The following is a 24,336-nucleotide window of genomic DNA, read 5'->3' as shown; positions in this document are numbered from 1 at the left end:
CGCGGTCCGCCTGCGCGCGGACCGGGGCGCTGGTCAGTGCGTGGCTACGGCTGTCCCGGGGCCGCCGGTCGGGTAACGGACCGCGGCGGCGGTCAGGACGCGGACGACGGCACCGGTTCGGGTACGGCGGCGGGGGCCCCGCGGGCGCGGCGGGCCAGGAACTTGGCCGCTTCCCAGCAGACCAGCAGGACCACCGCCGCCAGCAGGGCCCAGCCGAACTGCCGCAGGTCCAGCCGGACCGTGTCGAGGATCCGGCGGAAGCCGTCCAGCTGGGTCACCATCACCGCCAGGACGAACTCGGCCAGCGCCGCCCAGTTCATCTGCTTGCTGTCGAAGGTGGACGCCCGCAGTACCGACTCCGTCTCGCTCCGGCACTCGAACGCCGCCACGATCAGACAGAGCGCGAACGCGGTGAACGCCGTCGACCGGCCGATCTCCGCACTGCCGAAGTGCTTCTCGCCCAGCACGATCAGCGCCAGCAGCAGCACGGTCAGCAGCAGCCCGCTCAGCCCGGCCGTGAGCAGCAGCGGACGGGTCAGTACGGACTCGCCGCGCGGCCGGGGCCGCCGCCGCATCAGGCCCGGGCTCTCCCGGTCGAAACCGAGTGCGAAGCCGAACGGCGCGTTGACCACGAAGTGGATCCAGAGCACCTGGGCCGGGGTGAACGGCTCACCCGCCGCGATATTGAAGAGCGTCGCGCCGAGGAACGTCAGGACGAAGGTGACCAGCAGCAACAGCACGAACCGGATGTACTTCTTCAGATTGTCGTAGAGCTTGCGGCCCTCCTCGACGGCGTAGACGATCGTGGCGAAGTTGTCGTCCGAGAGGATCATCCGGCCGGCGTTCTTCGCCACATCGGTTCCGCTGCCCATGGCGATCCCGATATCGGCGGCCTTGATGGCGGGCGCGTCGTTGACCCCGTCGCCGGTCATCGCGACGACCTCGCCCTTCCGTTTCAGCACATCGGCCAGCAGCACCTTGTGCTCGGGCGCCACCCGGCCCACCACCCCGACCGAGTCGATCCTGGCGAGACGTTCCGCCTCCGGGAGCGCCGCGAAGTCGGCCCCGAGCACCGCGTCACCGGGGATGCCGAGCTGCCGGGCGATCGCCGCGCCCGTGGTCACATCGTCCCCGGTGACCATACGGACCCGGATATGGGCCTTCTGCGCGGCGGCCACGGCCGCCCGGGACTCCTCGCGCGGCGGATCCACCATCCCCACCAGTGCCGTCATCCGCACCCCGGTGACCAGGCCCAGCAGATCGCCCCCGGGATCGAACTCCGCCGGATCCAGATCCCGGGTCGCGGCGGCCATCACCCGATGGCCCTCACCGCCCATCCGGGCCACGGCCTCGGCGGCGCGGCCGCTCAGCTCCGCGTCCCACGGCACGTCACGGCCGTCGGCCAGCGCGCTCGTGGCCCGCTCGGTCACCGCGGGCGCCGCGCCCTTGACGAAGACCCGCACCACCGGCCGCCCGGCCGCGTCCTCGGCGGAGTTGAAGGTCGCCATCAGCTTGTAGACCGGGTCGAACGGCAGGGTCGCCAGCCGCGGCAGCCGGTCATGGCTGGCCTCGATGTCCAGCCCCGCCTTGTGTCCGAGGACCAGCAGGGCGCCCTCGGTCGGATCCCCGACCACCGCGCCGTCCACCAGCCGGGCGTCATTGGCCATCAGGAACGGCAGGATCGCGTCCTCGACGCTCGTCGTGGAGCCCGCCGCCCGGTGGATCCGGCCGCCGAGCCCGTACCCCGTACCGGAGACGGTGTAGCGGTCCGTCGGTGTGACCACTTCCACCACCGTCATCTGGTTCATCGTCAGCGTGCCGGTCTTGTCGGAGTTGATCGCCGAGGTGAAGCCCAGCGTCTCCACCGACGGCAGCTCCTTCACGATCGCGTTGCGCCGGGCGAGATTGAGACTGCCGACGGAGAGGATCACCTGTGTCACCGTCGGCAGGGCCTCGGGGATCGCGGCCACCGCGAGGGAGACGGCGCTGACGAAGAGGGTGTCCCACGCCTGGCCCCGGGTCCGGCCCAGGGCGAACATCACCACCATGGTCAGCCCGGCCGCCCCGGCGATCCACAGCGTCAGCCGGTCGAGCTGCCGGGTCAGCGGGGACTGCTCGGACCGGGTCGCCGACAGCATGCCGGAGATCTTCCCCAGCTCGGTGTCCGCCCCCGTCGCCGTGATCACCAGCACCCCGCCGCCATGGGTGACCGGGGTGTTCATAAAGGCCGTATTCGACTGCTCGCCGGGGGAGAGCCCGCCGGACGGGGCGCCGCCCGCCGCCGCCAGGGCCGCCGTGTCCTTCCCGGCGGGCACGCTCTCCCCGGTGAGCGCCGACTCGTCGATCTGGAGCGCGTCGGCCGACACGATCCGCCCGTCCGCCGGGACCTGGTCCCCGGCGGCGATCAGCACCACGTCCCCCGGCACCAGCCCCTCGGCCGGGATCTCGGACTCCGTCCCGTCCCGCCGGACCCGCGCGGTCGCCCGCATCATCGACTTCAGCGCGTTCATCGCGCTCTCCGCCTTGCCCTCCTGCCGCAACCCCACCACCGCGTTCAACACGGTCAGCAGGGCGAGCAGGACCGCCGTACTCCACTGGCCGATCGCCAGCGACACCGCCGCCGCGGCCACCAGAATGATCTGCATATAGCTGCGGTACTGCGCCAGGAACCGCCGCCAGGCGGGCGGCGGCTTCTCCTCCGGCAGCGCGTTCGGGCCGTGCGCGGCCAGCAGCTCGGCTGCCCGCCCGGACGGCAGGCCGGACTCCGGATCGACCCCGAACGCCGCCGCGACCTCCGCCGCCTCCCGCGCGTACCAGGGCGTGTCACCGGGACCGGCCGCGGGCTCCGGCCCGGCGCCGCCGCTCACCGTCGCGCCGCCTTGCCCTTACGGCTCCGCTTGCGGGGCAGCGGCGAAGCGGTACCGGGGTGAGAGGCCGCGTACGGATCCTCCGCGGCGCCCTCGGGCGCCTCGGCCTCCAGCTCCCGCCGGACGTTCAGCAGCTCCTCGCGGGCTTTCTTCCCCACGGTCGGATACCGGGGGTCGAGCTCCATCAGAGTGTGCACCAGCACCGCAGAGGCGCAGATCCTGGCGAACCACTTGCGGTCGGCCGGTACGACGTACCAGGGCGCCCATTCCGTACTCGTCGCCGACAGCATCTCCGAGAAGGCCCGCTGGTAGTCGTCCCAGAACCGGCGCTCCCGGACATCGGCGGCGGAGAACTTCCAGTTCTTCTCCGGCAGATCGATCCGCTTGAGGAACCGGGTCCGCTGCTCCTCCCTGGAGAGATTGAGGAAGATCTTCACGACCTTGAAGCCGTTGTCGGTGAGATACCGCTCCCAGTCGTTGATCTCCCGGTAGCGGCGCTCCCAGATCCCGCGCCGGCGCGCCGACGGCGGCAGCTTCTGCCGGTCCAGCACCTCCGGATGGACCCGGACCACGAGGACCTCCTCGTAGTGGGAGCGGTTGAAGACCGCGATATCGCCCCGGGCGGGCAGCCGGCGCGCGTACCGCCACAGATAGTCGTGGTCCAGCTCCTCGTCGGACGGCACCTTGAAGCTGCTGACGTGGACGCCCTGCGGGTTCATCCCCGTCATCACATGCCGGATGGTGCCGTCCTTGCCCCCGGCGTCCAGCGCCTGGAGGCAGACCAGCACACCGTAGGTGTCCTGGGCGGCGAGCCGGGCCTGGTACTCGGCGAGCAGTTCGACGCCCGTCCGCAGCAGCTCCACGCCCTGTGCCTTCTGCAGGTGCGCCCGGTAGCGGGGGTCGTAGTCCGCCGCGAGATCGACTTCCGATCCCGGGGGGACCCGCAGCGGTGCGATGAAGTCCGCGATCCGCCGGGCCCGCTTGTCGGTGTGGTCCGTCCTATCGGCCTTCTCCGCCATGCCGTCGACCAGCCCTTCTCCCCGCACAGCCGTCCCCGCCACCCTCCGCCGGGTCCTTCGCGGAGGCAATACCGGTGCGCCGATCGGGTGAGGGCCGGAGCCGTCCGGCGGCGAACCGGACGACGGCTCCGGAGAGGGTGAGGGCCCCGGCGCCCGCGTTGACGATTCCGGGCACCGCGCCCGCGTCGTAGGAGCCGCCGCCGGTCAGGTCGCAGTCGAACCGCAGCGGCAGGAAGTCCAGCGAGTAGCCGGCGACCCGTTCGAGGTCCTCCCGGTGCCCCGGGACATCCCAGCAGGGGGGCGGGGGCGAGGAGTTCGTGCCGCCGTCCTCCGCCGACAGTACGGACAGGGCCAGGAGTACGGCGCCGTACGTATAGACCACGGCCGCCGCGCCCCAGCAGAGCCCCGCCAGGGCCCGCAGCCGGGCGGCCGTCCGGTGGCGGGCGCGGAAGGAGTCCACCAGGGTCCCGATGCCGTATCCGGTGAGGGTGACGGCGACGCCTCCACCCACCGGGATGACCAGCAGCAGGAAGAGGGCCGTCACGTCGCCCGTCCGGCGGCCGGGGTGACGGGAATCGGGGGCGCGGTGGTCCGTGCGGGTCGGCGCATCGGCCGAGTCCAGCAGCGGACCACCGGATCCACCTGTGGTGGAGCCCACAATCCCGGTAACGGTGGTGCTACAACCGGGCGCTGGGTTCCCGGCTCGGCCTGGTGGCCGGCTCCCGGGCGGCGAATCGGTGTCCCGGGTCGGACCGCCGCGGGACGGTCGGCCCCGGGTCGGGTACGACGAGCGGCGGCTCGGCTTCCCGGACGGCCCGAGGTTCGGGATCGCGGGCATGACGGCGGCGTGGGGTGACCACCGTGGTGTGGCGGCTCTCCTCGGCCGCGACCGCGAGGCAGGCGGCTATCAGGACGACATTCTTGATGATGTACTGCCCCTCCAGGGTGGGCAGTTGGTCGTTCCACATCTCGTCCGGAAGGATCAGCAGGGCCGAGAAGACCCCGCCCATGTGCAGGAAGAAGGCCGCGAGCACCACCCGCAGAAGGAATCCGGTGATCAGCCCGACGCCGATCGCGGTCTCGAACAGCGCCAGCAGGGGGCGGGTCGCCCCCGGCGGTACGAGCCCGAAGGCGAGGACGTCCATGGTCCGGGTCGCGACGTCCTCGGCCGGGCTGGCGCCCGGGAGGAACTTCATGACGCCGAATCCGACGAAGACCAGCCCGACGGAGACTCTGAGGATGGTGGTGCTGTGCCGTTGGTAGCGGCACAGTGCGGCATCGAGGATGGCCGTCAACGTGTCACTCCTTGTGGGGGGATGATGAAACTGTGGGGGATGTTTCACCGGTGTGCACGCTATAAGGCGACCTGGGCGTCCGTAAAGGTCTGGACCATTATTGCGGAGTGTTTCGTCACGGCGGGCAGGTGGCGAGGTCGGGCCGGGGCAGACCGATAGAACCGTGACGTAACAGGGCCGTGACACAACGGAGTTGAGGTCGATGGCCGGGCCGGTCGGCCGGCTTCCGTGGGGTGCGGGCCGCCGCCCGCGCGGGTGGGCGCGGGCGGCGGCGTGGTGCCTCGGGTGACGTGCCGTCAGCGGCCCTGGAGCGACTTCACGTTCTGGCCGAAGGTCCAGTTGCGGGAGCCGTCCCAGTTCAGGGACCAGGTCATCAGACCCTTCAGCGCGCCGTTGTAGCCGTTCCACGCCTGCGCGACCAGCGGCGGGGGCATATAGCCGCCGCCCGCGCCCTGCTGGGCCGGGAGGCCGGGAGCCTGTTTGTCGTACGGCACCCGGATCGTGGTGCCCTGGATGACGAGGCCCCGGTTGAGGCAGTCGGTCTGCGCCCGGAACCCGGCGACCGTACCGGCCTCGTAGGAGTCGCCGGAGCAGCCGTACATCGCGCCGTTGTAGTACTGCATGTTGAGCCACCACAGCCGGCCGTTGTCGGCGTACTTCTTGATGATCGGCAGATACGAGCCCCAGATGGAGCCGTAGACGACACTGCCGCCGGTGACATAGGCGGTCTCGGGGGCCATGGTCAGACCGAAGTTCGACGGCATCCGGGCGAGTACGCCGTCGATGATCCGGATCAGATTGGTCTGGGAGGCGGAGAGCTGGTTGATGTTGCCGCTGCCGGTCAGGCCGGTCTCGATGTCGATGTCGATCCCGTCGAAGTTGTACCGCTGGAGGATCGGTACGACGGTGTTGACGAAGCGGTCGGCGACCGCGGCGGAGCTGAGGTCGATCCCGGCGGCGGCCCCGCCGATGGAGAGCAGGATGGTCAGGCCGTTGGCCTTGGCCGCGCACATCTCGGCCGGGGTGGCGACCTTCACCGTACGGTCCATCCCGTCCTCCCACAGCACCGTGCCGTCGGGGAGGATCACCGGGAAGGCGGCGTTGAGGACGTTGTAGCCGTTGGCGGTGATCCGGGAGTCGTTGATCGGGATCCAGCCCATCGGCGGATGGACGCCGTTGGCGGCGCCGTCCCAGTTCTCCCAGTAGCCGTGCAGGATCTTGCCCGCGGGCTTGGACTTGATGGCGCAGGTATCGGCGGCGGCGCGTGCGGCGGAGTCGGCGCCCCGGTCACGTTCGGCCGTGACGGGGCGTTCGGCGGCCCGTTCGGCGAGTTTCGAGGTCAGTTCGAGCGGTACGGCCCGGGGCGGGCCGTCGGCGGCCTGTCCGGGCGGGGCCGCGGCGAGGAACAGCGGGACGGCCAGGGCCGCCGCGATGCCCGCCCCGAAGAATCGGGATCGGCGAGCCTTCATGCGTGCTCCCTTCCTGTCTCCACGGGCTTCCGGCAGCCGGTGGCCGTCGGCTCACGGCCGGACGGGAGGGGGCGGGATGCGGCGGACGGGGGGTGGGGGGACATCGCCGGGACACGCTCACCTCCTGGGACTGTGGGGGGCCTGGAGACGTACGTGGGGGTGGTGCGCCACAACGTAAGTTGGTCCAGACCTTTCGTCAAGAGGTCTGGACCAACAGTGACCAGGCGTGTTCCCCGGTGAGCGGGGTGTCCCGGGGGCCGCCGTCAGGGCAGATGGTGGAAGTCGACCTCCGGGGTGGCCGCCGACGGGCCCGTCAGCAACGGCTGCTGACGCTCCTTCAGATGCTGGTCGAAGAAGGCGGCGACGTAGGAGCGGACCAGGGCGGCGGTCCGCTCGGCGGGCAGCGGCGGCGCGGGCAGTCCGAAGTGCCCCTGGATCAGCGGGAAGTCGGAGAACGAGCCGTGGTCCGACCCCTCCACCGTCAGCCAGCGCTTCCAGCCGTCCAGCGTCGGCCACATCCGGTCCCAGGTGGTGTCGATACCGCCGGGCCGGTGGACCTCGTCATCGGTGCCCAGCATCATGAAGGCCCGGCCGTTCAGCCCGCCGGGCGGCAGGTCCTCCCAGAACGCCCCGTCCATGTTGATCCCGGCCAGCACCCGCCGGTCACCCGCCATGGTGGTGGCGGCCGACGCCCCGCCGATGGAGTGGCCCGCCATCCCGATCCGCTCGCGGTCGATCATCCCCGCGTACTTCCATACCGGGTGACGGCCGGTGAGCCGGTCGACGAGGTACGAGACGTCCTTCGCCCGGGTCGAGGTGACGACGCTCGGGGGCACCCCGTCCACGTCCAATGCCTTGCACGCCGTACAGGGCAGCGTCCGGCCGCCCGGGACCGAGATGCCGAACGACTCGTAGGCGTGGTCGACGGAGGCGACGACATAGCCCCGGCTCGCCAGGTCCTCGGCGAGGCTCGTCTGGGTGTACCGCGAGACGCTGAACCCGGGGGAGAGGACCACCAGCGGGTACCGGCCCCGCGCGGGCTTCGCCCCGGGGCGGCTGTGGGTGCCGGTCGCGGCCAGCCGCTCCGGCGGAACGGCTCCTTCTATGCCCAGGCCCCGGATCAGGGCCGTGGTCTCGGCGCTGGTGGCGTACGGGGTCCGGGCCGTGCCGCCGCCGTAGCGCTTCGCCGGGTAGTGGAGGGTGACCATCAGTTCGCGGCCGTCCGCCGCCGGCTCCCACGGATCCTTCCGGGAGCGGTCGACCAGATGGTGGACCGAACTGCCGACCGCGTACTTGCCGGTCGGGCGCGGGAGCCGGAGTTCGGCGGTGCTCGGCGCCCGGTCGGTCCCGGCGGAGCCCGCCGGGGCGACCGCGACGGCGACCCGGTCGGGCGCCGCGCGCTCGGCGGTCCCGGCGGACGCCGGGCCCGCGACGGCCAGCGGCAGCGCGAGCGTGCAGGCGAGGACGACGGCGGTGGCCGTACGGGTGAGAGGGAACATGGGGACGACGGTAGAGCCGGATCCGCCGCTTCGCGTCAGACTTCCGGAAGACCGGCACTCCGCCCCCGGGCGGGGAAACCGGTGCCCGGCCTACACCTCAGGTCGTACCGGCGGCGGAATCCGGCCAACCCCCGTAGGGAACAGGCCGGTTCCGGACCGGGTGAGGAGACGGCCTACGGCTTGCGGGCCACCGCGCCGTACGCGTCGACCCGCTCGGGCGTGCCCTCGCCCTCGGGGCGCCACCGGGTCACCGGCACCACACCCGGCTCCACCAGCTCGAACCCGTCGAAGAATCCGCCGAACTCCTCGACGGTACGGACGTGGTAGGGCACCGCGCCGCTCTTGTTGTACGCCTCCGACGCGGCGACCATCCCCGGGCTGGTGGCCGTCGAGTCGCTGATCACCAGACAGCTGCCGGACGGCAGCTCCGCCATCACGGCGTCGATCAGCCCCTTGGCCCGCTCGGGGTCGGCCACATGCCCCAGCACGTTGAGCATCATCAGCGCCACCGGCCGGGAGAGGTCCAGGGTCTCCCCGGCCCGGGCGACGATCCGCGCGGGGTCGTACAGATCGGCGTCGATATAGGCGGTTCGGCCCTCGGGCGTACTGGTGAGCAGCGCCCGGGCGTGGGCCAGGACCAGCGGGTCGTTGTCCACGTAGACGATCCGGGCGTCCGGCGCGACGCGCTGGGCCACCTCATGGGTGTTGTCGGCGGTCGGCAGACCCGTACCGATGTCGAGGAAGTCCCGGATCCCCCGCTCGGCCGCCAGATGGCGGACGGCCCGGCCGAGGAAGAGCCGACTGGTTCTGGCCACATCCACCAGACCGGGGAAGATCTCCTTGATCTGGTCCCCGATCTCCCGGTCGACCTCGTAGTTGTCCTTGCCGCCGACGAAGTAGTTCCAGAAGCGCGCCGAATGCGGTTTGCCGGTGTCGATCCTGGAGCGGAGGTCGTCGGCGGACGCGGGCCGGGGATCGGATTCGGTCATCAGAGCGCCTCCAGGAGTGGCCAAAACCTTTGCTTGATCAGTGAACCATGAACGTGATCTTCGCGGGAGTCCGCAGGCGGGAGCGGTCGGGACCCGCTTCGGGCCGCGCCCGGGGGGTTGATTCCGGCAATTCACACCCTTCGGGCGATCCGGATGGGTGTCATCGGCATACGGGTGGCCCGGAGGCGGGTTCCGGCCCCGGGTGACCCATGTCTCAGGGTCCCTGTCGAGCCCGGCACCGCCACGAGATATCTTGATGTCGAGCAATGTTGCAGACGTGGAGTAGGAGCGGAGCACCCGGTGACTGACTCGACCATCATCTACACGCACACCGACGAGGCCCCGGCCTTGGCGACGTACTCGTTCCTGCCCGTGATCGAGGCGTACGCCTCCACCGCCGGGGTCGCGGTCGAGAGCCGTGACATCTCGTTGGCCGGGCGGATCATCGCCTCCTTCCCCGAGCGTCTGGCGGAGGAGCAGCGGATCGAAGACGCCCTCGCCGAGCTGGGCGAGCTGGCCAAGACCCCCGGCGCCAACATCATCAAGCTGCCCAACATCTCGGCCTCGATCCCGCAGCTCAAGGCCGCGATCGCCGAGCTGCAGGGCCAGGGCTACGCGCTCCCGGACTACCCGGACGACCCCAAGACCGACGACGAGCGCGACATCCGCGCCCGCTACGACAAGGTCAAGGGCAGCGCCGTCAACCCGGTCCTGCGCGAGGGCAACTCGGACCGCCGCGCCCCCGCCTCGGTGAAGAACTACGCCAAGGCCCACCCGCACCGGATGGGCGCCTGGACGGCCGACTCGAAGACCAATGTCGCCACCATGGGCGAGAACGACTTCCGCTCCACCGAGAAGTCCGCCGTGATCGCCGAGGACGGCAGCCTGCGGATCGAGCACGTGGCCGCCGACGGCACCACCACCGTGCTCCGCGAGTCCGTGCCGGTCCTGGCGGGCGAGGTCGTCGACGCCTCCGTGATGCGCGCCGCCGCCCTGCGTACCTTCCTCTCCGAGCAGATCGCCCGCGCCAAGGCCGAGGACGTGCTGTTCTCGGTCCACCTCAAGGCCACGATGATGAAGGTCTCCGACCCGATCGTCTTCGGCCATGTCGTCCGGGCCTTCTTCCCGAAGACCTTCGCCGAGCACGGCCCGGCCCTGGCCGCCGCCGGACTCAGCCCCAACGACGGCCTCGGCACCGTCCTCAAGGGTCTGGAGACCCTGCCCGGCGGCGACGCGATCAAGGCGTCCTTCGACGCCGAGCTCGCCGAGGGCCCGGCCCTGGCGATGGTCGACTCCGACAAGGGCATCACCAACCTGCACGTACCGTCCGACGTCATCGTCGACGCCTCGATGCCGGCCATGATCCGCACCTCCGGCCACATGTGGGGCCCGGACGGCAAGGAGGCCGACACCCTGGCCGTCCTCCCGGACAGTAGCTACTCCGGTGTCTACCAGGCCGTCATCGAGGACTGCCGGGCCAACGGCGCCTTCGACCCGGCCACCATGGGCTCCGTGCCCAACGTCGGTCTGATGGCCCAGAAGGCCGAGGAGTACGGCTCCCACGACAAGACCTTCGAGATCGCCGCCGAGGGCACGGTCCGCCTGGTCGACACCGCGGGCACCGTGGTCCTGGAGCAGCCGGTCGCCGAGGGCGACATCTTCCGCGCCTGCCAGACCAAGGACCTGCCGATCCAGGACTGGGTCAAGCTGGCCGTCACCCGCGCCCGGGCCAGCAGCACCCCGGCCGTCTTCTGGCTGGACGAGACCCGCGCCCACGACGCGCGGCTGATCGCCAAGGTCGGGGAGTACCTGGCGCAGCACGACACCGAGGGTCTGGAGATCAAGATCCTCTCCCCGGTGGAGGCCACCAAGTTCTCCCTGGAGCGGATCCGCCGCGGCGAGGACACCATCTCCGTCACCGGCAACGTCCTCCGCGACTACCTGACCGACCTCTTCCCCATCCTGGAGCTGGGCACCAGCGCCAAGATGCTCTCGGTCGTCCCGCTGATGGCGGGCGGCGGCCTCTTCGAGACCGGCGCCGGCGGCTCCGCCCCCAAGCACGTCCAGCAGCTGGTCAAGGAGAACTACCTGCGCTGGGACAGCCTGGGCGAGTTCCTCGCGCTGGCCGTCAGCTTCGAGCACCTCGCGGTCACCACGGACAACGCCCGCGCCAAGGTCCTGGGCGAGACCCTCGACCGGGCCACCGGCACCTTCCTCAACGAGGACAAGTCGCCGACCCGCCGTCTCGGCGGGATCGACAACCGCGGCAGCCACTTCTACCTGGCCCTGTACTGGGCCCGGGAGCTGGCCGCCCAGACGGAGGACGCCCGGCTCGCCGAGGCGTTCGCCCCGCTCGCGAAGACGCTCTCCGAGCAGGAGGAGACCATCGTCGCCGAGCTGATCGCGGTCCAGGGCTCCCCGGCCGACATCGGCGGCTACTTCCAGCCCGACCCGGCGAAGGCCGCGGCCGTGATGCGTCCGTCCGCCACGTTCAACGAGGCCATCGCCTCCCTCGGCTGACGCCGCCCGCCGGTCCCGAAGACCGGTCGAACGTCAGCTCCGCCCCGTCCGGCCACCGCGCCGGGCGGGGCGGAGCCCGTTCCGGCCCCGGTCCGCCGCGGTGACGCCGGACGCCACGGGACCGGCCCCGGCGGTGTTCGCCGGAACCGTGCCGACGGCCCGGGAGCGGCGGTACGACGCGACCGCGGGCCGGGCCCGGTTCACCTCCCGTCGCCGCCCCCGCCCCCGCCCTCGACCGCCGCCCCGCCGCCGGTCCCCTCACGCCGACCGCGACCGCGACCGCGACCTGAACCGTTCCCGGCCCCGCCGCCCGATCCGCCGCCCTTCCCGTCCCCGGAACCAGCCCCGCTCCCGGTTCCGGCGCCGTTGCCGGGCCCTTCCTCGCCGCGCATCCGGCCGTCCTTCGTCAGCGGCGGATCCTCCAGCCGCGGCAGATAGCAGCGCTGGAACAACTCCCCGCTGAAGTCCCGGCGGCTGCGCACCCCCGCCTTGTCGAAGACCTTCCGCAGATGGTCCTGGACCGTGTACTCGGCGATATGCAGCCGGGCCGACATCTCCGCCGTCGACCGCCCCAGCAGCACCTGCTGCGCCACCTCCCGCTCGCGCGGCGTCAGCCCGTACGCGTCCAGCACGATCGCCGTCAGCTCCCGGGGATGGCTCGGCGCCAGGGACACATACGTCAGCCCCTCGTCCAGGCCGGTGCCCGACGCGCCGGGAGCCGGGCCGTCCGTACCGCCGCCCGGCGCCTCCCGCCAGGCGCTGAGGGTGACCCAGTGCCCGGTGACCGTGATCGCCCGGGACCGCACCTGGGTCCCCGGCGGCACGGTGCGGGCCCGGTGGACCAGGGCCCCGACGGCGTACGGCAGTCCGCGCCCCGGCGCCGGATGCGCCTCCTGGACCAGGGCCAGCCAGCGTTCGGCGGTCGCCGTCGCCAGCCGTACGCCCATCCCGTCGTCCACCACCAGCAGCCCCGCCGCGTCCGGTACGTCGTCCCGGTCGATCCCCGTCAGCAGCAGCGACCGGCGCAGCGCCGTCGTCGCCGGGGCGCCGGCGGCCGCCGCGAGCGCCGTATCGGCGGCGGTGAACGGCCGCGCGTCCGCCGCCCGGCAGAGCACGAGCAGCCCCCAGGTGCGTGCGCCGTCCCGGAGCAGGATCCGTAACTCGTCCGCCATCCCCACCGGCCGCAGGACGTCGCGGTAGTAGACGCTGTCGGCGACCCGCCCGCCGGTCGACGTACTCAGCAGACTCGCCGCCGCCGGCCGCCGGGCCAGCGCCCTGATGTTGTCCACGCCCTCCTGGTCGGCGTGCTCGATCTCGAAGAGCCGGGGCATCACGGAGTGCGGAAAGCCGTGCTCGTGCAGCCCGCCGGTGTCCAGCAGCGTCGACGGGTCGAGGAGTACGGCACACCACACATCGGCCGGTACGGCGGGCAGCAGCGCGTCGGCCGTGGCACGGAGGACGTCGAGGGAGCCGGTGGTCCCCGGGCCGCCGAGCCGGCGGCGGAGCGCTTCGGTGAGCGCGGCCCGGGCGGCCGGATCGGGTGCGGGGGAGCGGGCGGGAAAGCGGGTCACGCGGGCAGGTTAGGGGGACTCCCAGACATCTGGGATGGGAACGGCGGAAATCCCTGCCTACCGTGGTGTTCACGGGGGCGGTGCCCGACGGCCGTCCCCGGTGGACCCGCGCGGAACGGGGCCCCGCGCGGGGCCCTGCCGCACCACCGGTCCGGGACCGCGGGGCCCCGGACCGGTGGCACGGCGGTCCCCGGCGGCCGGGGTCAGGCCCCGGTGGCGCCGTCGAGCCGTTCCCGCAGCAGATCGGCGTGGCCGTTGTGCCGGGCGTACTCCTCGATCATGTGGACCAGGATCCAGCGCAGGGACACCTCGGGGTCGCCCACGAAGGCGGCGGCCCGGTCGGAGAGGCGGCCGCGGTCGTCGAGGGACGCCCCGGCGGCCAGCTCCCGGCCCCGGTCGATCTCGGTCCGCCAGACGGCCAGGGTCTCGGTCAGGCCCCGGTCGTGGTCGAGGCCGAAGCCGTCGGCGCCGCCGTCGGCGAAGACCGGGGGCGCGTCCCGGTCGCCCGCGAAGACCTTGCGGAACCAGTTCCGCTCCACCTCGGCCAGATGCTGTACGAGGCCCAGCAGTGTCATCGCCGACGGGTCGGCCGAGGCCGTCCGAGCCTGTCCGTCGGTGATCCCGGCGGTCTTGAGCGCGAGGGTCTCGCGATGGAAGTCGAGCCAGCTCTCCAGCATGGCGCGTTCGCCGGCGTGGGGCTGGGGGACGGTTCGTGGATCGGATGTCGTGGTCACGGCCGACACCCTGGCACACGGTCCGGTCCGGATCACCCGGGTATCCGGGAGCCGGGTACGGGCGGCGTACGGAAACGGGTCTCCGGGCGGCCTTCCGCCCGGTCGGTCATGGCTCGTCGGCGGCGGCCCGGCCTCCCCGGACCCGGCGCCGGGCCCGCCACCACAGTCCCGTACCGACCGACGACAGGGCCAGGACCATGGTCACCACCGGCCAGCGGGCGTGCTCGATCCGCCAGCCCACCACCAGGACGACGGCCGTCAGTACCGCCGGGACCAGCAGCGAGACCGCGGCCCTGGCGGACGCCCCGGCGAGTCCGGGGACCGTACGGTCGGGCCGGGGGGCCGGTTCCCGGAAGTAGTAGAGCGCCGCCCGGTCCGTGAGCCGGCCCGTCGCCCGGTGGTAGGAGAGCGCCATGTACGGCAGCCACACCAGCGGCGCCACGGTGCCCACCGCGATCACGGCCGCCAGCAGCAGCAGGTTGGCCGTGGTGGCGGCCGCCCCGCGGGCCCGGCCGGGGCCGTCCCGGCGGGTACCGGGCGGGGTCAGCAGCCCCAGCAGCCGGGCCATTCGCAGGGTGACGCCCCAGACGGCCCCGGCGGCCGGTCGGCGGAGGCGCCGGAGGCGCCGGAGACGGTGCGGCCGGTGCGGGCTTTCGGCGGACTCGGTGTCCCGTCCGGTGTCGGAGGATCCGAGGGCGTCGAGGGCGGCCCCGGCCCGGACCGTGTCCGGATAGACGCCCATCAGGACGAGGAGCTCGGCGGCCCGTTCGGGTGAGGTCGGGTCGCGCCCGTCGAGCCCGGCGAGTTCGAGCACCGTACGGGCCTGGTTGAGCAGCGCCGCGCAGAACGCCACCGGGATCAGCAGCAGAAAGGGGCCGCCGACGAAGGCGCCCTCGGCGACCGTGCTCCGCCTGCCCCGGGCCACCACCAGAGCGCGCAGTTCGGCCGGGGCGGCGTCCGGATTCCGCTCCCGGACCCGGGCCACCGACCGGTCGGCCGCGGGACCCATGTGCCGGAGGGCGAACCGGGCCAGATGCTCCGGCAGATGCTCCGGATCGGCGAGCACCGCACGGAGCAGCGACGGGGGGAGCGCGTCCATACGGCCTCCCGTCGGTGCGGCGCGCGGGTGGGGTGGCTCCAGTCAACGACGGGCCGGTACGGGACGCATCCCGGGTCATGGGAAGCGCCCCGGCCGCCCCGGTGCCGTACCGGGGCGGCCGGGACACGGGCGGGCCGGGGCCCGGCGGCGGCGCGTCGGCCGCCGCCGTTCGGGGAGCCGCGCCGTTCACCGCGCGGCGGGGGCGCGGGGGTCCGGATCCGGTCCGGACCCCGGCACCGAGTCGGCCGCGGCTCAGTGACCGCCGCCCGGGCCGGTGTCCATCAGCTTGGTGAAAGTCCGCCCGCCGTCCTTCGACTCGTAGACGCCGTCCCCGGTCGCGGCGATCAGCCGCCGCGCGTCGACCGCGGTCAGCGCCTGCGGCGATCCGCCGGGCGCGGTGCCGGTCGCCCGCCAGCTCCTTCCGCCGTCGGCGCTGACGCTGATCCCGCCCTCCGGCCCGATGCCGTACAGGGCGTCGGCGGCGGTCCAGGAGAGGAAGGCCAGCACCGGCCCGGTTCCGGCGGCGAAGGTCTTTCCGCCGTCCGTGCTGACGGAGACCCCCTTCTCGGTGGTGGCGAGCACGGTGTCGGGGTCGGTGGGGCCGACCGCGATGTCGAGGGCCTTCAGCGGGCTCCGCGTCTCCCAGTCGGTGCCGTTCTTGCTGACCCGGAGCAGACCGTTGGTGCTGTCGTAGCCGTAGACGGTGTCGTGGGCGTAGTCGAGGGAGTGGAAGTCGACCTCGCCGACCAGGGAGCGGTCCTTCCAGGTGCGGCCGGTGTCGGTGCTCTCGATGAGGCCGAGGTTCGCGGGCGCGTCCCGGCCGGGCGCGGGGTGGCCGCTGGCGAGGAAGGCGCCGTCCGGGCCGAGGGTGAAGCCCATGAAGTCGTCCTCGCGGTCGCCCACCAGCCGCGGGCGGCCCTCGGCGTCGGGGGTGTGGATGCCGTTGTGGGTGGCGACGTACAGCTTGCCGTCCTTCGGATGGATCTCGACGCCGTGGATATGGCTGATACCGGCGCCGCCGGACGCGGCCTCGGAGCCGTCGCCGTCACCGTCGCCGCCGCAGGCGGTGAGGGTCAGTACGAGGGCGGCCGTCGCGGCGGACAGGGTGGCGATGCGCTTGTTCATGGGGTCCTGATCAGAAGGTGGGGGAGAGGGGGTCCGGCGAGGGGGCGGGGGTGGTGTGCCGTACCGGGGCGGTACGGCACACCACCCCCGCCCGGCGGCTCAGAGCCGCTTCAGGATCGCCGTGAAGGTGTCCACCTCGGCCTGCTGGGTCCTGACGACCTCGGCGGCGAGCTTCTTCGCCGTCGCGTTGCGGCCCTTGGTCCGCTCCTCCTCGGCCATGGTGATGGCGCCCTTGTGGTGCTCGATCATCAGCCGGGCGAACTCACGGTCGAAGTCCGTGCCCTTCGCCGCCTTCAGGGCGGCCATCTGCTCCTCGGTCATCATGCCGTCCATCGCGGCCCCGCCGCCGGAGCCGTGCGAACCGTGGTCCGTGGCCGACTCGGGCTTGCCCCAGGCCTTCAGCCAGGCCCGCATCGTGGTGATCTCGGGGTCCTGGGCGGCGGCGATCTCCTTCGCCAGCCGGATGACGTCGGCGTCCTTCGCCCGTCCTTCGGCCAGCGCCGACATCTCCAGCGCCTGCTGGTGGTGCGGGATCATCATCTGCGCGAACATCACATCGGTGTCGTTGAACGCGCCCGGGGCCGGGTTGTCGCCCCCGCCGGGTGCCGCGGACGCCGAAGCGGAGTCCTTCTTGCCGTGGTCCATCCCGGCCATGTCGTCGCCGTCGTCACCGCCGCAGGCGGCGAGCAGCAGCCCCGCCGCGACGACGGCCGAGACGACGGCGGTACGGCGCGGGGCGCGGCGGCGCGGCCCGCGCGGGGCTCCGCTGCCGGTGGCCGTGGCGTCGGTGGTGATGGCGTCCGCCGTGGCGGCGCCGGAGTGTGCGAAGTCCTTCATGTCACAACCTCGTGCTGTCTGTGCGATCCGTGGAATCGTTCGTCCGGGGCGCGCGGGCACGCCGGAGCGGCCCGCGGCGGACGGGATCTAGATCCGCAGGATCGACAGGGACGCGAGGTCCGGTGCGCGGGGCGGCGGGCCCCGGCGGGTGACGAGGAGGGCACCGGTACGGAGCCGTACCAGCCAGTCGGGGCGGCGGCCGAGCGCGGCCCGCAGCAGGGCGGCGAGCAGGGCCGTCCCCAGGACGGCGACACAGAGGGCGAGCATGTCCATCGCCATACCGGCGCCGGAATCCCCCGGGTCCCCGTGCCCGCCGTGGCCGCCGGACGAGCGGTCCGGGTCCGGATCGGCGAGCGCCGCCGCTGGTCCGCCGCCGTGTCCGGCCGGGGTGTCCCCGGGGGCGGGGGCCGCCACTCCGTAGGCGGGTCCCGCGGTGGCGACGGGTGCGTCGGCCTCGGGATGGCCCACGGTGTGCATCGCGAAGACGCCTAGCGCGAGCACGAGCAGCAGCAGTGGCGCCCAGGCGCCCGCCGTTCTGCTCGTCCCGCTCGTCCGCACCACTGTGACCTCCGCACTCGACGATACCCAAGGCCGGTCCCCTCTGCTGTCGTACCCCACCCTCTACTAAGCTGCTTCACCGATATCGGTGAGTGATATCGATGAGCGGCGTCGGCGAGCGGTGGAGGAGTAGCGATGAGCCTGAGGTCCTGGAGCCCGCGGCAGTGGCTGGTGGCGGCCGGAGCCGCGGTGCTCGCGGCGGTCCTGATCGGGGTGCCGACCGGGGTCGTCCCCTCCGCCTTCTACAGCCGGATGACGCCCGTGCTCTGGTGGAACTATCCGGTCTGGGCCGTCAGCTCCGTCCTGATGGGTCTGCTCGCCGGGACGTACGCGGGCGGCGCCGGCCCGGCCACCGGCCGGGACCGGCCGCGCGGCGCCCGCGCGCTGGCCGCCGGGGTGCTCTCGGTACTCGCCGTCGGCTGCCCGGTCTGCAACAAGCTGGTCGTCCTGGCGCTCGGGATGAGCGGCGCGATGTCCTACTGGGCCCCCGCGCAGCCCCTGCTCGCCGTGGCGTCCGTCGCCCTGCTGGCCCATGCCCTGGTGAAGCGCCTGCGGACCGCCTCCGCCTGCCCGGTCCCCGCTCCCGCGACCGGCGAACCGGACGCCCTGGAGCTCCCCGGGAAGCACGAGGCACCACGCGAACAGCCCACGGCGGACAGCTCCACGGCCCCTCCGGCGCCGCGTGGCCCGCGATGAGCGGGAGGGTTTCAGGGGCGCCGGGAGAACTGCGCGAGCGGCCACGGGTGGCGGGCGGTCGGCCCGCGGCGGACTGCCCTACGGCGCCTCCCCGTGCTCGTGGATCACGGTGAGGCGGGAGGCGCGGACGGCGGGGCCGGGCCGCCGGACCCCGCCGGACCGGCGACTACGATGAGCAGCCACTGAGGGCGGGGGCGTCGAGGCCGCCGACGAGAGGAGCGGGCGTGCGACAGCTGGGTGATCTGGAGGCGGAGATCATGGACCGCCTCTGGAACTGGGGGCGTCCGGCCACCGCCCGGGAGGTCCGCGACGATCTCAACCGGAAGCGCCCGATCGCGTACAGCACCGTGAAGACCGTCGCCGACATCCTCTACAACAAGGGCATGCTGGCGCGCGAGAAGGAAGGCCGGGCCTGGGTCTACCGCGCCACCTGCACCCGCCAGCAGTACACGGCGGCCCGGATGCAGGACGCGCTGGACGGCAACCCCGACCCGGCCGGAGTGCTGCTGAGCTTCGTGGAACAGATCTCCGCCGACGAGGTGCAGGCGCTGCGGTCGGCGCTGCGGGCCGCCAAGCGGCGGAGCGGCTCGTGATCACGGGCGCCGGTCTCGCGGCCTACGCCGTCCTGGTCGGCGCCGCCGTCCCCTACGTACTCGCCGGGGCCCGCTGGACCCATCGCGCACCCACCGCCGGGGTCCTGGCCTGGCAGGGCCTGACGGTCACCTTCGTGGTGGCCACCGCCCTCGCCGTCTACCATCTGCTCCTCGCCGAACAGCATGTCCACCAGGGCATCGTGGGTCTGCTCAGCGTCTGCGGCGTCGCCGCCGACGCGCCGCCCGGCGATTCCCCGGCGGGACCCGCGGACGCCGCCCTGCTGGTGGCGCCCGCCACCATCGTGCTGCTGCCCCTGGGATGGCTGGCCGTCACCGCCTGGCAGACGGGCCGGGAGCGGCGGCGGCACGCCGGTCTGCTCGCCGTCATCGGAACCGAGGCCGCCGACTACGAGGCGACCGTCGTCGATCACGACGTACCCGCCGTCTACTGCCTGCCGGGCCGGGAGCGCCGGATCGTCGTCACCCGGGGCGCCCTGGAACGCCTCACGGACGAGCAACTGCGCGCCGTACTCGCCCATGAGCGGGCCCATATCGAGGGGCGGCACCATCTGGTGCGGCTCGCGGCGCAGGCGTTCGCCCGAGCCTTCCCGGGGCTGCCGCTCGCCCGGCACGCCCGGGAGCAGACCGCCCTGCTGCTGGAGATGATCGCGGACGACCGGGCGCTGCGCGGCCACTCCCGGGACGCGCTGGCCACCGCGATGTGCGAGGTCGCGGCCGGGCGGGCGCCCCGCTCCGCGCTCGGCGCCGGTGGCCCGGGCGGTGCCGGTGGCTCCGGCGGTTCGGGTGGCTCCGGTGGTTCGGGTGGGTCGGGCGCGCTGATCCGGCTGCGCCGCATCCTCACTCCCGAGGCCCGCCCGCGCCGGGCGACCCGGCTCGGTGTCCTGCTCGCCTGTGTGACGGCGCCTTTTCTGCCGCTGCTGGTGGCCTGCTGAGACCGGGCCCGTCGGCGGGCGGCCGGTAGCCGGACCCGAGCCGGGCGTTCTCCGTACCGGTTTCCCGTACGCCCGGCTCATGTCCGGCGCCCGAAGGACCGGCACCGCAGGGCGCCGTGTGCCGGTGAGCGGCCCACCCTGCGGCACCGGCGCGGGCCCCGCCGGCCGCCCGGGCCGGGGTGCGTCCGGAGGGAGAGCGGCGGGCGGCCCCGGCGGAGTGCGCGGGGCGCGCGTTCCGCCGGGGCCGACGCACAGCCGCGGGAGCCCTCCCGCTTCCTGTTGGCCGGACACGGGGCAGTGCGGCCCGGGAGGGCTCCGGGGGCGAGTGCCACCCGGATCATACCGCTAATCAACTTAGCGCTATAGCGGCCGGGGTGTCCGGTCCCTGCCGTATCAACCCCTGCCGCGTCGTCGCCCCGGAAACGGCCCGCCCGAGCGGTACGTCTCCGGGGGCGGGCGTCATCCGCGCGGTGCCACGGCCTCCAGTTCGGCCACGGAGCCCGACATGATGGTCCGGATGTGCTCGGTGATGTGCTCCACCGGCCAGTCCCACCAGGCCACCGCCAGCAGCCGGGCTGCCTCGGCCTCGGGGTAGCGGGTCCGGATCAGCCGGGCCGGGTTGCCGCCGACGATGCCGTACGCCGGTACGTCGCCCGTCACGACCGCACCGGCGGCGACGATCGCGCCGTGGCCGATCCGCACCCCGGGCATCACGGTCGCGCCGTGGCCGAACCAGACGTCGTTGCCGACGACCGTGTCGCCCCGGCCGGGCAGCCCGGTGAGCAGATCCATGTGCTCGGACCATGAGCCGCCCAGGGCGGGGAAGGGGAAGGTCGAGGGGCCGTCCATCCGGTGGTTGGCCCCGTTCATCAGGAACCGTGTGCCCGTGGCGAGCGCGCAGAACTTCCCGATGACCAGCTTCTCCGGGCCGTAGTGATAGAGCACGTTCCGGGTCTCGAAAGCGGTCGGGTCGTCCGGGTCGTCGTAGTAGGAGTACGTGCCGACCTCGATCAGCGGCGACTTCACCAGGGGCTTGAGCAGTACCACCCGGGGCCGGCCCGGCATCGGGTGGAGGATCGTCGGGTCCGCAGGCAGATTCATGGGTTCCTCGCCGGTCGTCGGTCGTGGGTGTCGTCGGTCGGATGTCCGACCATGATCGCCCGGCGGTAGTCGCGCGGTACATCTGGTTTCGCGGTGCGCGGCCGACGGCCCGCGGTATCCGGCTGATGGCTCACGGCGGCTCGCGAGGGGCCCGGAGAAGATGCCGTACCCCCGAACCGGCGACGGTTCGAACACGACATCTCCCCACGGCATCCCGATATCACCGGGCGTCCGGCGGGCCGGACTTGGCGCGGCGACACGCTTCACCTCCGGGACTCCGGGACTCCGGGGCGCCGTGTCCCCGAGTCCCCCGAGGCCGCCTCCGGTCCGGACACACCACGGGCCGCGGCGGACGACACCGCCACGGCCCTCTGCCGATCCGGCACGGCCCCCGGCCGCGCCCCCTCAGTGCGCGGCGACCACCGCCCAGACGACCGACCCCGGCCCGTGGGCCCGGCGCCGCATGCCCCAGTCCTTCGACAGGCACTCCACCAGCTGTAGCCCCCGCCCCGACTCGTCGTCGGCCGCCGCCCGGCGGGGCCTGACCACCGAGTGCGTACCGCCCCGGTCCTCCACCTCTATCCGCACCGCGCCCTGCTCCAGCCGGACCAGGCACCGGAACTGGATTCCGTTGGTGTGCCGGATCGCATTGGTCGCCAACTCGCTGATCAGCAAGGTGACCGAGTGCCGGACGTCCTCGTCGCAGTGCGTCCGGCTGTCCAGATACGTCTCCGTCAGACGCCGGGCGATGGGGACGGAGCGCTGTTCCGCCGGGAGGTCGAACAAACACGTGCTGACGGTGCTGTCGTCCGGCTGACGCCGGGGAGGGATGTCGGCGGCGATCGTCACGGGCAGTCCTATCGGTGGGGGCACGCCCGGCCCGTGCGGCGACCAGCTGGAACGGGCGGGCGCCGGGTGCCGTCGTCGCGGTGTCTTCGCGCGCACTCGCGAAGGGAGCAGGGGACCGCTCGGAGCCCGACCCCGGCCGTGGTCGAGGGCAGGGGCGTCGCCGCGCCTCGTGCCCGGCGGCCGGTCTGCCGCGTGAGCCGAGTCACTGCGCCAACTATGGACCCGGTCACGAAAGTTGGCAAGAACACTCTGCACAGTGCACTGTCGTGTGGGTGTCCTGTGCAGGCTCTTGAGGGCATGGCACACTGCATCGAAAGATCCCGGCTTTCGGAAGGGGCCAGTGCCGTGAGTGAGCCGAGATCAGCGCCCACGGTGCTCCAGATGGTGCTCGGCAGACGGCTGCTGCAACTGCGCCAGGCGGCGGGCCTCTCGGCCCAGGACGTAGGCGGACGACTGCGCCAGTCCCACACCACGATCACCCGCATGGAGCGGGCCGAGGTCACCCTGAAATGGCTGACGGTCAAGGCTCTCCTGGAGTTGTACGGGGTCAGGGACGCGGAGGCGGCCGAGTTCCTGGAGCTGACCGAGAAGGCCAATGTCTCCGGCTGGTGGCAGGGCTACCGTGACGTTCTGCCCAGCTGGTTCGGCGTCCATGTCAGCCTGGAGAGCGGCGCCGCCCGGATCCGTTCCTACGAGCCCCATGTCGTCCCCGGGCTCTTCCAGACCCCGGAGTACGCGCGCTGCGTCCTCAGCCTCGGACTGCCGCGCCCGGCCCCGGAGGTGGTCGAGCGCCAGATCGCGCTCCGCCGGGAGCGGCAGGCCCTGCTGACCCGGACCGATCCGGAGCCCCCGCACTTCTGGGCGGTGGTCGATGAAACGGTTCTGCGCCGTCCTGTCGGGCCCTCCGCGATCATGCGGGACCAGGTCGAGCATCTGCTCGCGGTGGCCGATCTGCCCTCCGTCACGCTCCAGATCGCGCCGTTCTCCGCCGGACTGCATCCCGGAGGATTCGGACCGTTCTGCGTCTTCAGGTTCGAGATCCCCGAACTCCCGGACGTCGTCGGCATCGACAGCCTCAGCCGCGCGACGTACAGCGAAGACCCTGTCGAGGTCGCCCTGTACCGGGAAGCGCTCGACCAGATGAGCACATACGCACTGTCGAGAAAGGACACCCTGCGCCTCCTCGACGTCATTCGCAAGGAGCTGGACCCATGAGCCACGTCAGCCACGCCGACCTCACGCTGGGAGCCGCGGCCTGGACCAAGCCCTGGAGCGGCAGCAACGGCGGCAACTGCGTGGAGGTGAAGCAACTGGGCAACGGGCATGTCGCGGTCCGGCACTCGCAGCACCCCGACGGACCGGCCCTGATCTTCACCGCGCACGACATCGCCGAAGTGGTCCGGGGCGCCAAGACCGGTGAGGCGGACTTCCTGCTCTCCTGACCGGACGGCATCCCCGCCCCGGCGCGACCGACGGGAGCGGCGGGTACGGACGCGGCGCCGCCGCGCTCCCGGACCGGCCGCCGGTGACACCGGGGCCGACCACACGGCATACAGCCGACCACACGGCATACATCCGGGTGACCCGTGCCGCGTCACCCGGATGGCACGACCACGCGCCCGGGCGCGCCGACATCAGCGCACGGGCGTGAGCACGAGTACGCGTACGGGAATGACCAACGGAGGACCCTCACCATGACCGACCCCGGGGACGGCGCCGTCGTCATCGACACCGCCAAGGCCCACTCGGCCCGCATCTACGACTACATCCTCGGCGGCAAGGACCACTACCCGGTCGACGCCGAAGCCGCCCAGCAGGTACTGAAGCTGCTCCCCGGCGGCCGGCAGGCCGCCCACGGCAACCGGGGCTTCATGCGCCGCGCCGCCCGGCTGCTGGCCCGCCGGGGCATCCGGCAGTTCCTCGACATCGGTACCGGCATCCCCACCCGGCCCAATCTCCACCAGGTGGTCCAGGAGATCGTCCCGGACGCCCGGATCGCGTACGTGGACTACGACCCCGTCGTCCTGCGCCACGCCGAGGCGCTGCTGCGGGGTACGCCCGCCGGACGGACCGAGTACATCCAGGCCGACGTCCGCGAACCGGCGAAGGTGCTGGCCGGGGCGCGCGAGGTGCTGGACTTCCGCGAGCCGGTCGCCCTCTCCCTGATCGCCCTGCTCCACTTCGTCGGCGACGACTCCGACCCCCGGGGCATCCTGCGGACCCTGCTGGAGCCGCTGGCCCCGGGCAGTGCCCTGATGCTCTCGCACGGGACGGCGGACTTCGACCCGGCGACCATCGCGGGCGTCGAACGCATCTACCGGGCCAACGGGATGGTCCTCCGGATGCGGACCCGGGACGAGATCGTCGCCCTGGTCGACGGCCTCGAACTGCTGGACCCCGGACTGGTGGCGCTGGAGGACTGGGACCTGGAACCCGAGGCCGACGCGGCCGACACCCGGGGGACCCCGGTCTACGTCTGCGCGGCGGTCAAGCGCTGACCCGACCGCCGCGGGCGCGCGGGGCGGCGCTGCCGGGCACCGCGGCGCGGGTACGGCCCGGCCC

At 72.8% G+C, this 24,336-nt stretch carries 22 protein-coding genes; 7 read left to right on the top strand and 15 right to left on the bottom strand.

Features of this window, described 5'->3' with window-relative positions; genetic code table 11:
* Positions 1-92: 92 nt before the first annotated feature.
* The 7 genes from ABZ714_RS27220 to ABZ714_RS27190 form a co-directional block, all read right to left on the bottom strand.
* Positions 93-2,867, bottom strand: coding sequence for an HAD-IC family P-type ATPase (locus tag ABZ714_RS27220; RefSeq protein ID WP_358827980.1), 2,775 nt, complete (start codon positions 2,865-2,867; stop codon positions 93-95).
* A complete protein-coding gene (locus ABZ714_RS27215) occupies positions 2,864-3,886 on the bottom strand; it encodes a polyphosphate kinase 2 family protein (RefSeq protein WP_358827993.1) in 1,023 nt (340 codons plus the stop codon). Before ABZ714_RS27215 ends, ABZ714_RS27220 begins: the two co-directional genes overlap by 4 nt.
* Entirely contained in the window at positions 3,867-4,544 is a 678-nt protein-coding gene (locus tag ABZ714_RS27210; RefSeq protein WP_358827979.1) for a hypothetical protein, read from the bottom strand. Before ABZ714_RS27210 ends, ABZ714_RS27215 begins: the two co-directional genes overlap by 20 nt.
* 19 nt (positions 4,545-4,563) lie before the next feature.
* Positions 4,564-5,181, bottom strand: a complete 618-nt coding sequence (locus ABZ714_RS27205; RefSeq protein ID WP_358827978.1) for a DoxX family protein — start codon at positions 5,179-5,181, stop codon at positions 4,564-4,566.
* Between the two features lie 296 nt (positions 5,182-5,477).
* The gene (locus ABZ714_RS27200) at positions 5,478-6,650 is read right to left on the bottom strand and encodes a chitinase (RefSeq protein ID WP_358827977.1); all 1,173 of its coding nucleotides are present in this window, start codon (positions 6,648-6,650) and stop codon (positions 5,478-5,480) included.
* A 263-nt stretch (positions 6,651-6,913) separates the two neighbouring features.
* On the bottom strand, positions 6,914-8,149 hold the full coding sequence (locus ABZ714_RS27195; RefSeq protein WP_358827976.1) for an alpha/beta hydrolase: 1,236 nt from the start codon (positions 8,147-8,149) through the stop codon (positions 6,914-6,916).
* Positions 8,150-8,322: 173 nt separating this feature from the next.
* Positions 8,323-9,138, bottom strand: a complete 816-nt coding sequence (locus ABZ714_RS27190; RefSeq protein WP_358827975.1) for an SAM-dependent methyltransferase — start codon at positions 9,136-9,138, stop codon at positions 8,323-8,325.
* A 300-nt stretch (positions 9,139-9,438) separates the two neighbouring features.
* Here ABZ714_RS27190 and ABZ714_RS27185 point away from each other — a divergent pair, with 300 nt between their 5' ends.
* Positions 9,439-11,658 (top strand): NADP-dependent isocitrate dehydrogenase, encoded by a 2,220-nt coding sequence (locus tag ABZ714_RS27185; protein WP_358827974.1) that lies wholly within the window; start codon positions 9,439-9,441, stop codon positions 11,656-11,658.
* 200 nt (positions 11,659-11,858) lie between these two features.
* Here the strand turns inward: ABZ714_RS27185 and ABZ714_RS27180 are convergent, their stop codons facing one another.
* From ABZ714_RS27180 to ABZ714_RS27155, 6 genes are all read right to left on the bottom strand, one after another.
* Positions 11,859-13,229 carry a helix-turn-helix transcriptional regulator gene (locus ABZ714_RS27180; RefSeq protein WP_358827973.1) on the bottom strand — a complete coding sequence of 457 codons (1,371 nt, stop codon included), beginning with the start codon at positions 13,227-13,229 and terminating at the stop codon, positions 11,859-11,861.
* Between the two features lie 203 nt (positions 13,230-13,432).
* The gene (locus tag ABZ714_RS27175) at positions 13,433-13,963 is read right to left on the bottom strand and encodes a DinB family protein (protein ID WP_358827972.1); all 531 of its coding nucleotides are present in this window, start codon (positions 13,961-13,963) and stop codon (positions 13,433-13,435) included.
* Positions 13,964-14,069: 106 nt separating this feature from the next.
* Complete coding sequence (locus tag ABZ714_RS27170) at positions 14,070-15,062, bottom strand: hypothetical protein (RefSeq protein WP_358827971.1); 993 nt, start codon at positions 15,060-15,062, stop codon at positions 14,070-14,072.
* Between the two features lie 252 nt (positions 15,063-15,314).
* Complete coding sequence (locus tag ABZ714_RS27165; RefSeq protein WP_358827970.1) at positions 15,315-16,187, bottom strand: F510_1955 family glycosylhydrolase; 873 nt, start codon at positions 16,185-16,187, stop codon at positions 15,315-15,317.
* Positions 16,188-16,286: 99 nt separating this feature from the next.
* On the bottom strand, positions 16,287-17,024 hold the full coding sequence (locus ABZ714_RS27160) for a DUF305 domain-containing protein (protein WP_358827969.1): 738 nt from the start codon (positions 17,022-17,024) through the stop codon (positions 16,287-16,289).
* A gap of 87 nt (positions 17,025-17,111) precedes the next feature.
* Positions 17,112-17,585, bottom strand: coding sequence for a hypothetical protein (locus ABZ714_RS27155; RefSeq protein ID WP_358827968.1), 474 nt, complete (start codon positions 17,583-17,585; stop codon positions 17,112-17,114).
* Between the two features lie 132 nt (positions 17,586-17,717).
* Between ABZ714_RS27155 and ABZ714_RS27150 the strand changes: the two genes are divergently transcribed.
* From ABZ714_RS27150 to ABZ714_RS27140, 3 genes are all read left to right on the top strand, one after another.
* Positions 17,718-18,278 (top strand): hypothetical protein, encoded by a 561-nt coding sequence (locus ABZ714_RS27150; RefSeq protein ID WP_358827967.1) that lies wholly within the window; start codon positions 17,718-17,720, stop codon positions 18,276-18,278.
* Between the two features lie 224 nt (positions 18,279-18,502).
* Entirely contained in the window at positions 18,503-18,871 is a 369-nt protein-coding gene (locus ABZ714_RS27145; RefSeq protein WP_358827966.1) for a BlaI/MecI/CopY family transcriptional regulator, read from the top strand.
* Complete coding sequence (locus tag ABZ714_RS27140) at positions 18,868-19,824, top strand: M56 family metallopeptidase (RefSeq protein ID WP_358827965.1); 957 nt, start codon at positions 18,868-18,870, stop codon at positions 19,822-19,824. Before ABZ714_RS27145 ends, ABZ714_RS27140 begins: the two co-directional genes overlap by 4 nt.
* Positions 19,825-20,283: 459 nt before the next feature.
* On the opposite strand, the gene ABZ714_RS27135 is transcribed toward ABZ714_RS27140, so the two are convergent.
* Together ABZ714_RS27135 and ABZ714_RS27130 are read right to left on the bottom strand one after the other, a co-directional pair.
* Positions 20,284-20,925, bottom strand: a complete 642-nt coding sequence (locus ABZ714_RS27135) for a CatB-related O-acetyltransferase (RefSeq protein ID WP_358827964.1) — start codon at positions 20,923-20,925, stop codon at positions 20,284-20,286.
* Between the two features lie 405 nt (positions 20,926-21,330).
* Positions 21,331-21,774, bottom strand: a complete 444-nt coding sequence (locus ABZ714_RS27130) for an ATP-binding protein (RefSeq protein WP_358827963.1) — start codon at positions 21,772-21,774, stop codon at positions 21,331-21,333.
* Positions 21,775-22,119: 345 nt separating this feature from the next.
* Between ABZ714_RS27130 and ABZ714_RS27125 the strand changes: the two genes are divergently transcribed.
* The 3 genes from ABZ714_RS27125 (at position 22,120) to ABZ714_RS27115 (ending at position 24,272) form a co-directional block, all read left to right on the top strand.
* Positions 22,120-22,989 (top strand): helix-turn-helix transcriptional regulator, encoded by an 870-nt coding sequence (locus ABZ714_RS27125; RefSeq protein WP_358827962.1) that lies wholly within the window; start codon positions 22,120-22,122, stop codon positions 22,987-22,989.
* A complete protein-coding gene (locus ABZ714_RS27120; RefSeq protein WP_358827961.1) occupies positions 22,986-23,216 on the top strand; it encodes a DUF397 domain-containing protein in 231 nt (76 codons plus the stop codon). Before ABZ714_RS27125 ends, ABZ714_RS27120 begins: the two co-directional genes overlap by 4 nt.
* Positions 23,217-23,468: 252 nt before the next feature.
* Complete coding sequence (locus ABZ714_RS27115; protein ID WP_358827960.1) at positions 23,469-24,272, top strand: SAM-dependent methyltransferase; 804 nt, start codon at positions 23,469-23,471, stop codon at positions 24,270-24,272.
* Positions 24,273-24,336: the final 64 nt, after the last annotated feature.

Source organism: Streptomyces sp. NPDC006798, assembly GCF_040635975.1.
Classification (GTDB): Bacteria; Actinomycetota; Actinomycetes; order Streptomycetales; family Streptomycetaceae; genus Streptomyces.
Note: the sequence above shows the minus strand (reverse complement) of the source record. Positions and strands in the feature narration are given on the sequence as shown.

Bases quoted from the DNA above. Each gene is read 5' to 3' on its own strand.
- ABZ714_RS27215 (WP_358827993.1), bottom strand. From the start codon at position 3,886: ATGGCGGAGAAGGCCGATAGGACGGACCACACCGACAAGCGGGCCCGG.
- ABZ714_RS27200 (WP_358827977.1), bottom strand. From the start codon at position 6,650: ATGAAGGCTCGCCGATCCCGATTCTTCGGGGCGGGCATCGCGGCGGCC.
- ABZ714_RS27195 (WP_358827976.1), bottom strand. From the start codon at position 8,149: ATGTTCCCTCTCACCCGTACGGCCACCGCCGTCGTCCTCGCCTGCACG.
- ABZ714_RS27190 (WP_358827975.1), bottom strand. From the start codon at position 9,138: ATGACCGAATCCGATCCCCGGCCCGCGTCCGCCGACGACCTCCGCTCC.
- ABZ714_RS27170 (WP_358827971.1), bottom strand. From the start codon at position 15,062: ATGGACGCGCTCCCCCCGTCGCTGCTCCGTGCGGTGCTCGCCGATCCG.
- ABZ714_RS27165 (WP_358827970.1), bottom strand. From the start codon at position 16,187: ATGAACAAGCGCATCGCCACCCTGTCCGCCGCGACGGCCGCCCTCGTA.
- ABZ714_RS27160 (WP_358827969.1), bottom strand. From the start codon at position 17,024: ATGAAGGACTTCGCACACTCCGGCGCCGCCACGGCGGACGCCATCACC.
- ABZ714_RS27150 (WP_358827967.1), top strand. From the start codon at position 17,718: ATGAGCCTGAGGTCCTGGAGCCCGCGGCAGTGGCTGGTGGCGGCCGGA.
- ABZ714_RS27135 (WP_358827964.1), bottom strand. From the start codon at position 20,925: ATGAATCTGCCTGCGGACCCGACGATCCTCCACCCGATGCCGGGCCGG.
- ABZ714_RS27120 (WP_358827961.1), top strand. From the start codon at position 22,986: ATGAGCCACGTCAGCCACGCCGACCTCACGCTGGGAGCCGCGGCCTGG.
- ABZ714_RS27115 (WP_358827960.1), top strand. From the start codon at position 23,469: ATGACCGACCCCGGGGACGGCGCCGTCGTCATCGACACCGCCAAGGCC.